4 protein-coding genes are annotated in these 6,702 nt (G+C 38.8%); all 4 read left to right on the top strand.

The features are described from left to right. The first annotated feature begins 669 nt into the window (after positions 1 to 669). The 4 genes from Q0L68_RS14335 (at position 670) to Q0L68_RS14320 (ending at position 6,614) form a co-directional block, all read left to right on the top strand. Positions 670 to 1,695, top strand: coding sequence for a ligase-associated DNA damage response exonuclease (locus Q0L68_RS14335; protein WP_296704497.1), 1,026 nt, complete (start codon positions 670 to 672; stop codon positions 1,693 to 1,695). Continuing rightward, on the top strand, positions 1,692 to 3,290 hold the full coding sequence (locus Q0L68_RS14330; protein WP_296704494.1) for an ATP-dependent DNA ligase: 1,599 nt from the start codon (positions 1,692 to 1,694) through the stop codon (positions 3,288 to 3,290). Before Q0L68_RS14335 ends, Q0L68_RS14330 begins: the two co-directional genes overlap by 4 nt. Positions 3,291 to 4,023: 733 nt before the next feature. Beyond that, positions 4,024 to 5,685, top strand: a complete 1,662-nt coding sequence (locus Q0L68_RS14325; RefSeq protein WP_296704493.1) for an FAD-dependent oxidoreductase — start codon at positions 4,024 to 4,026, stop codon at positions 5,683 to 5,685. A gap of 119 nt (positions 5,686 to 5,804) precedes the next feature. Continuing rightward, complete coding sequence (locus Q0L68_RS14320; protein ID WP_296704491.1) at positions 5,805 to 6,614, top strand: CHAD domain-containing protein; 810 nt, start codon at positions 5,805 to 5,807, stop codon at positions 6,612 to 6,614. Positions 6,615 to 6,702: the final 88 nt, after the last annotated feature.

Here is a 6,702-nt window from a genome sequence, read left to right as displayed (position 1 = left end):
GATTTACTATTTAACTGACTTACTGATCACTCACTCCCAATCCCCCTTACCCCCTTTAACAAAGATTCTATACTAATCATGGATTCTACTCCAAGGGTGAGTTGATCCGTTTTCAATTATATCTTCTCCAACTCTAATACCTATTCCCTCCCGAAAACTATCGGGATCACTAATTGCTATTCTTCAAAAATCCTTTTCATTTCCACCTCCTGCAATTTCTATTGCTTTCCATAAACATATCTAGGGCAGGAGAAATGGCCTATTTTTTTAAGCCAGGCACTTCATCCTTCGTTCCTCAGGATTTCATACCTGGCTAAATTATCTTCCGCACCTACGGCGCTGTATTCTTCTCCAAAAGGGATTTTAGTCCGATCTAAATTCATTTCTTTTAGAATTCTTTTTAAGCCTGTTTAGTATTTCCAAACCTTTCTGTTTTCAGAAATCCGCAACTAAGTGCCAGCGGCACGATAGTTCGGTATTATCGTTTACAAGTATGGGCTTAAGTGCCGTAGGTACGAAACAAATCTCCGAATCTCCGAATCCCCAATCCCTTTTCCCTCTTTCATTAAAAACCAATTCTAAACTCTCTAAGTTAGATAGATAAATTAAATTTCAGTTTGGATCAATCATTAGGTCCATTCAAAAGAAGTTTTTGATATTAATTCATTCATGAAACAATCTGACCTTCTCATTTTTAACTCGAAAGGTATTTATTGCCCGAAAGCTCAGGTTTATCTTGATCCTTGGAAGCCGGTGAAACAAGCAATCATCACTCATGGGCATTCGGATCACGCGAGGTATGGGCATAAAAATTACCTGACACATCATTCTAACATCCCAATTCTAAAACACAGGCTGGGAGATATTAATGTACAGGGAGTGGAATGGGGCGAACCCTTTCAGATCAATGGAGTTACTTTCAGTCTTCATCCAGCAGGGCATATCATAGGTTCAGCCCAAGTTCGGGTGGAGTATAAAGGACAAGTCTGGGTTTTCACCGGAGATTACAAGGATGAGGATGATGGGATTTCTGCTCCTTATTCCCCAATCAAATGTCATACAATGATTACCGAGTGTACTTTTGGTCTTCCAGCATTTAAGTGGAAACCCCAAAATCAGGTTTTCGATGAGATAAATAATTGGTGGCAAAGCAATAAGGAGGAAGGTAAGACATCAGTGCTTTTTGGTTATAGCTTGGGGAAAGCGCAAAGAATCTTAAAGTATTTAGATCCTTCGATTGGGGAAATATATACGCACGGAGCTATTGAAAAAATGACAGAGGTACTTCGACCTCAATTGCAACTTCCAAAGACTAACTTGATTACAAAGGAAACGAAAGGGAAGGAAATTCAGGGAAGCATGGTCGTGGCGCCTCCAAGTGCTCATGGCTCTCCCTGGATGAGAAAGTTTGTGCCTTACGAAACGGGAACTTGTAGCGGTTGGATGGCTTTTAGAGGAGCTAGGGCAAGGAGAGGTACAGACAAAGGTTTTGTGATTTCTGATCATTGCGATTGGCAAGGTCTACTGAAAAGCATTAAAGCGAGTGAAGCAGAACGTGTGATTTGTACGCATGGCTACACAGATATATTTAGTAAATACTTGCGTGAAATAGGATATGATGCCAGCGTTGAAAATACGGATTATGAGGGTGAAAAAGATGAGGTGAATAGTTCCGAAGCTACAGAAACTGCATGAGGAAATTTGCTAAACTAATCGAGGAACTGGATGCTACGACCAAAACGAATCGGAAAGTTGGTGCATTGGCTGATTATTTTCGAAATGCATCAGATGAAGATAAAATCTGGACCATTGCGATTTTATCCCATAGAAGACCTCCCAGGCCTGTAAATACTACTTTACTTCGTCAATACGCTGCCGAACTTGCAGAAATTCCTCTTTGGCTTTTTGAAGATAGTTACCATATCGTTGGGGATTTGGCAGAATCAATTGCTCTGGTTATTCCTAATGATGTGATGATAAGTGATAAATCACTTGCGGGAATTCTGGAGGAACTGATAATTCTTAAGGCTAAATCTGAAGCTGAAAAAAAAAGCTATGTTCAGCAGCGATGGATGCAACTGGATTATTATTCCCGCTTTGTTTTTACCAAGCTTCTGACAGGAGGATTTAGGATTGGGATCAGTCAAAAATTAATGACTAAAGCGTTATCTCAGGTGACCGACGTTCCCGAAGATGAACTTGCTTACCGATTGATGGGAGATTGGAGTCCAAGCACAACCAGCTTTGATGAATTGATTTTTGGAAGGAATGAGCAAGCATATGTGTCCAAGCCGTATCCTTTTTATCTGGCTTATGCTTTGGAAAATGAGCTGCATGAACTTGGTGATGTAACTGAGTGGGCTGTAGAACATAAATGGGATGGGATTCGAGGACAGGTGATATTCCGGAAAGGTGAACTTTTTATTTGGACGCGAGGAGATGAGTTAGTTACGGATAAGTATCCAGAGATTGCAGATTTGGTCAATTCACTTCCGGATGGGACGGTTTTAGACGGAGAGATTCTTCCTTTTATGGAAGGTCAAATTGGAACTTTTAATGACTTACAGACCCGGATTGGAAGGAAAAATTTGAGTAAAAGTATTTTGAAGAAAGTACCGGTGATTTTCAGGGCCTATGACCTTTTGGAATATGAGGGGAAGGATGTCAGAAATCTGAAATATGTACAGAGGAGGGAATTATTGGAGCCAATGGTTTTGGAAGTGAATCATCCGGTTTTGCAACTTTCGCATCAAATGACTTTTAACTCTTGGGAGGATGTAGCTTCAGAGCGTGAATTGGCCAGAGAAAAGAGGAGTGAAGGTTTGATGATGAAGCGAAATGATTCTCCATATCGTGTGGGTAGGAAAAAGGGGGATTGGTGGAAATGGAAAACCGATCCATTGACAATTGATGCTGTTTTGACATATGCGATGCGGGGACATGGAAGGAGAACCAATTTGTTTACGGATTATACCTTTGGTCTTTGGGCACCAAATGAAGAAGGAGATTTGGAATTGGTCACTTTTGCCAAAGCCTATTCAGGTTTGACGGATAAGGAGTTTTCGCAGGTTGATGCGATCATCAAAAAGACAACCTTGGAACGATTTGGTCCAGTAAGAAGTGTTGAGCCAACTCTAGTTTTTGAGTTGGCATTTGAGGGGATTGCTTTTTCAAACCGGCACAAAAGCGGAGTAGCAGTTAGATTCCCCAGGATTTTGAGATGGAGAAAAGACAAGACAATTGAAGATGCCAATACCCTCGACGATCTCAAGGCGTTGATTCCCAAATAATAATTTAGGCAGAAGGAGGGGGGATTCATTTCCGATGCTAGTAATTGACTGATTTACTGATCAATTAATCCCTAATTCCTTATTTCTTTTCTGCAAAAAAACCGTTCCAATTCCACCTCCTGCAATTTCTATTTTCTTCCAAAAAACGATCCTTCGCAGGAGCGCTATATTGTCGTTTTATTTAAACCCAAAGTTTCACCCTGGGCTATAAATATTTGACCCCCTGGGGTCAGGATTAATTTTTATAGTTGAGTTTTGATTTCCTGATTTCCTGTTAAACTGACTTACTGAGCACTCACTCCCAATCCCCCTAACCCCCTTTAATTAAGATTTCCCGCCAATGGAGATTTGCACTCCAAGGGGGAGTTGATTCGTATTCAATTTAAAACTCTTCAACTCTAATCAATTTTTCTTAATCCTTATTCTTAATCCCAAAGCTTCTCCCTGCCAAAAAAATCGTCCCGGTTAGGTTCCGGTTTAATTTTCCAGAGTAAAATTCCTGTCAACTAGTTTTACTGATCACTGTATAACTGAGTACTGATTACTTAATTCCCATTCCCTAATCCCCAATTCCAATCATAGCTAATCGGTCCCTTACCTGCTCAGGTCTTTGTTGGCTTTCAACCAGTTATTTTAGATATTACTAATTGAATCCCAAAACCTGCAACTAACCTAATCCAGGCTTATTTCTATTCGGATTGGCTTACTTTAAATATTGAATAATTAAAACAGAATGAAAAAGACGATTTTAGTCATAGGTATTTTACTCCTTGGTGTTTTTTCACCTAAAGCTTTTTGCCAGTCCTATGACATTGTGATATATGGTGGGACTTCAGCGGGTGTTTCTGCAGCAATTCAAGCCTCCAGAATGAATAAATCTGTGATGTTGATTGAACCTTCCAATAGGTTAGGGGGATTGACAACAGGGGGCCTAGGACAAACGGATATCGGAAACAAACAGGCCATAGGGGGTATCGCAAGAGAGTTTTATCAACAGATCAAGCTGTATTATGAGCAGCCAGAAAATTGGATTTGGCAAAAAAGGGATGAGTATGTGGATGGAGGACAAACCAGAACGAAAGAAGGAGAAGATGCTATGTGGACATTTGAACCTTCGGCAGCTTTAAAAGTATATCATCAAATGCTAGAAGTAGAGGAAGTGGACATTGTATTTGGAGAACGGCTTTTAAGATCTGAAGGAGGAATACAAAAATCAGATGGAAAAATTCATTCCATAACCATGGAAAGCGGAAAAACTTATGAAGGAAAGATGTTTATGGATGCCACCTATGAGGGAGATCTTATGGCACTTGCAGGAGTAAGCTATACTGTTGGTAGAGAAAGTAATGAAAGATACAAGGAATCATTAAATGGGGTGCAAGCAAATTATTATAGCATAAGCCTCAAAAATAAACCTTCCGCCAATGCCAAAAACCATAATTTTGTGCCAGGGGTAGATCCTTATATCGAAAAAGGGAATCCGTCCAGCGGATTGTTACCATACATTATTGAAGGGGGACCTGGGATAGATGGTACGGGGGATAATAAAGTTCAGGCGTATTGTTTTCGGATGTGTCTTACAGATCACCCTGACAACCGGATTCCTTTCGAAAAGCCTGAGGGATATCAGGAGATAAATTATGAATTGCTTTTTAGAAATTATGAGGCAGGAGAAACACAGTTGCCTTGGATCAATTCATCGATGCCTAATCGTAAAACTGATACAAATAATAGGTTGGGCTTTTCAACAGATTTTATAGGGCAAAATTACGATTACCCGGAGGCTAGCTATGAAGAAAGAGAAAAGATAGTTGAAGCACATCGAACGTATCAGCAAGGATTAATGTGGTCGCTTGCCAATCACCCTCGAATTCCTGAACACATTAGAAATGTTTATTCAAAATATGGAACCTCCAAGGATGAATTTGAGAGAGAAGATGGATGGCAAAATCAACTTTATATTCGGGAAGCAAGGAGAATGGTAAGTGATTTTGTGATGACCCAACGTCATTGTGAGGGGATAGAAGTCGTAGAAGATGCAGTTGGTTTAGCCGCCTATGGAATGGACTCTCATCATATCCAAAGGTATGTCGATCATAATGGCTTTGTCCAAAATGAAGGAAATGTGGAGGCTCATGTCGATGGTCCTTTTCCGATAAGTTATAAGTCTATTGTACCGAAAAAGGAAGAGGCTACCAATTTATTAGTACCTGTTTGCCTCAGTGCCTCCCATATTGCTTTCGGTTCAATCCGAATGGAGCCTGTTTTTATGGTATTGGGACAATCAGCGGCTATTGCTGCATCCTTGTCAATCGATAATGCTACAAACGTCCAAGATCTTTCTTATGAAAGTTTGAAATCAGTCCTAGTTGAAAATAATCAGCGATTAAAATAATTTTGAATTAAAGCAACAAGAAAATCTGACGCAGCAAAGCTTTAATACCCCATTTCCCTTGACTTGTGAAGATGGCAAAAAAGGTCAAAATTCTGCTATTATGAAGTTTCTCAAAGAAGATGAAAACGCTTAAAAAGAACTTAAAATCTAATTTAGACACCATAGATGAGCTCTTAAAAACCCCGAGAGGTGAATTCTCTAAAAGCACTTTTCATAAGTTGCGAGTTGAAATAAAAAAGCTCAACGCCATTTTCAATCTTATTAATTTCTGTACAAAAGACTTCAAAAGAAAAGAAACATTTCGCCCTTTTAAGGAAGTCTTTAAGCAAGCTGGAAAAGTAAGAGAACTTCAACTGGAAGAGGATATTCTAGATCAGTATTTTTCCACCAATTCACTTTTCGATTATCGAAAGAGAATAAATAATGATCTTTCAAAAGAGAAGAACTCTTTTTTTGAATTACTGGGAAAAGAATTAGATAGAAAGATTGCTCATAAGATGGATGTATTAATTCCCTTTGTGGATCAAGTCGGAAAGAAAAAGGCGGAAGCTTTTATTGAAAAAAAGAAGAATGTGATTGAAAGTCTAATAAGTAAGAATTCCTTAAATACAGAAGAACTCCATAAGCTTCGAAAACTGCTCAAAACTTTAATGTATTCTCTAGCCAGTATCTCGTTGGAAAATGAAGAAAATATTGATTCTGAAGAACTTGAATTGACTGATCTACTAGGGGATTGGCATGATTTCGATATTGCAATAAATAAATTTGATAAGGCATTGATTTCAAATGAAATAGAGCCAAATGAAGCTAAAGAAATTGAAGAGGTGAAAATAAAAATTTCCTTGGAAAGAGATTTGTTACTTAAGAAAATAGAGCAATCAATCCCCCTGTCTAAATTTTACCATAAAACTGGTTTTGGAAATAGTTAGATATTAGGTTTAAAAGTATTGATCGCTTTATTCATCGAAAATAATTTTCTGATTAACTGGCTTTCTGAGTATTCATTCCAATCGCTCT

The sequence above is a fragment of the Algoriphagus sp. genome (genome assembly GCF_024642405.1).
In the GTDB taxonomy this organism is placed as follows: Bacteria; Bacteroidota; Bacteroidia; order Cytophagales; family Cyclobacteriaceae; genus Algoriphagus.
This window is presented reverse-complemented; position numbering and strand designations above follow the sequence as displayed.

What these genes read in the sequence shown, in the direction of transcription:
- Q0L68_RS14325 (WP_296704493.1), top strand. Translation starts at nt 4,024, where the DNA reads ATGAAAAAGACGATTTTAGTCATAGGTATTTTACTCCTTGGTGTTTTT.
- Q0L68_RS14320 (WP_296704491.1), top strand. Translation starts at nt 5,805, where the DNA reads ATGAAAACGCTTAAAAAGAACTTAAAATCTAATTTAGACACCATAGAT.
- Q0L68_RS14330 (WP_296704494.1), top strand. Translation starts at nt 1,692, where the DNA reads ATGAGGAAATTTGCTAAACTAATCGAGGAACTGGATGCTACGACCAAA.
- Q0L68_RS14335 (WP_296704497.1), top strand. Translation starts at nt 670, where the DNA reads ATGAAACAATCTGACCTTCTCATTTTTAACTCGAAAGGTATTTATTGC.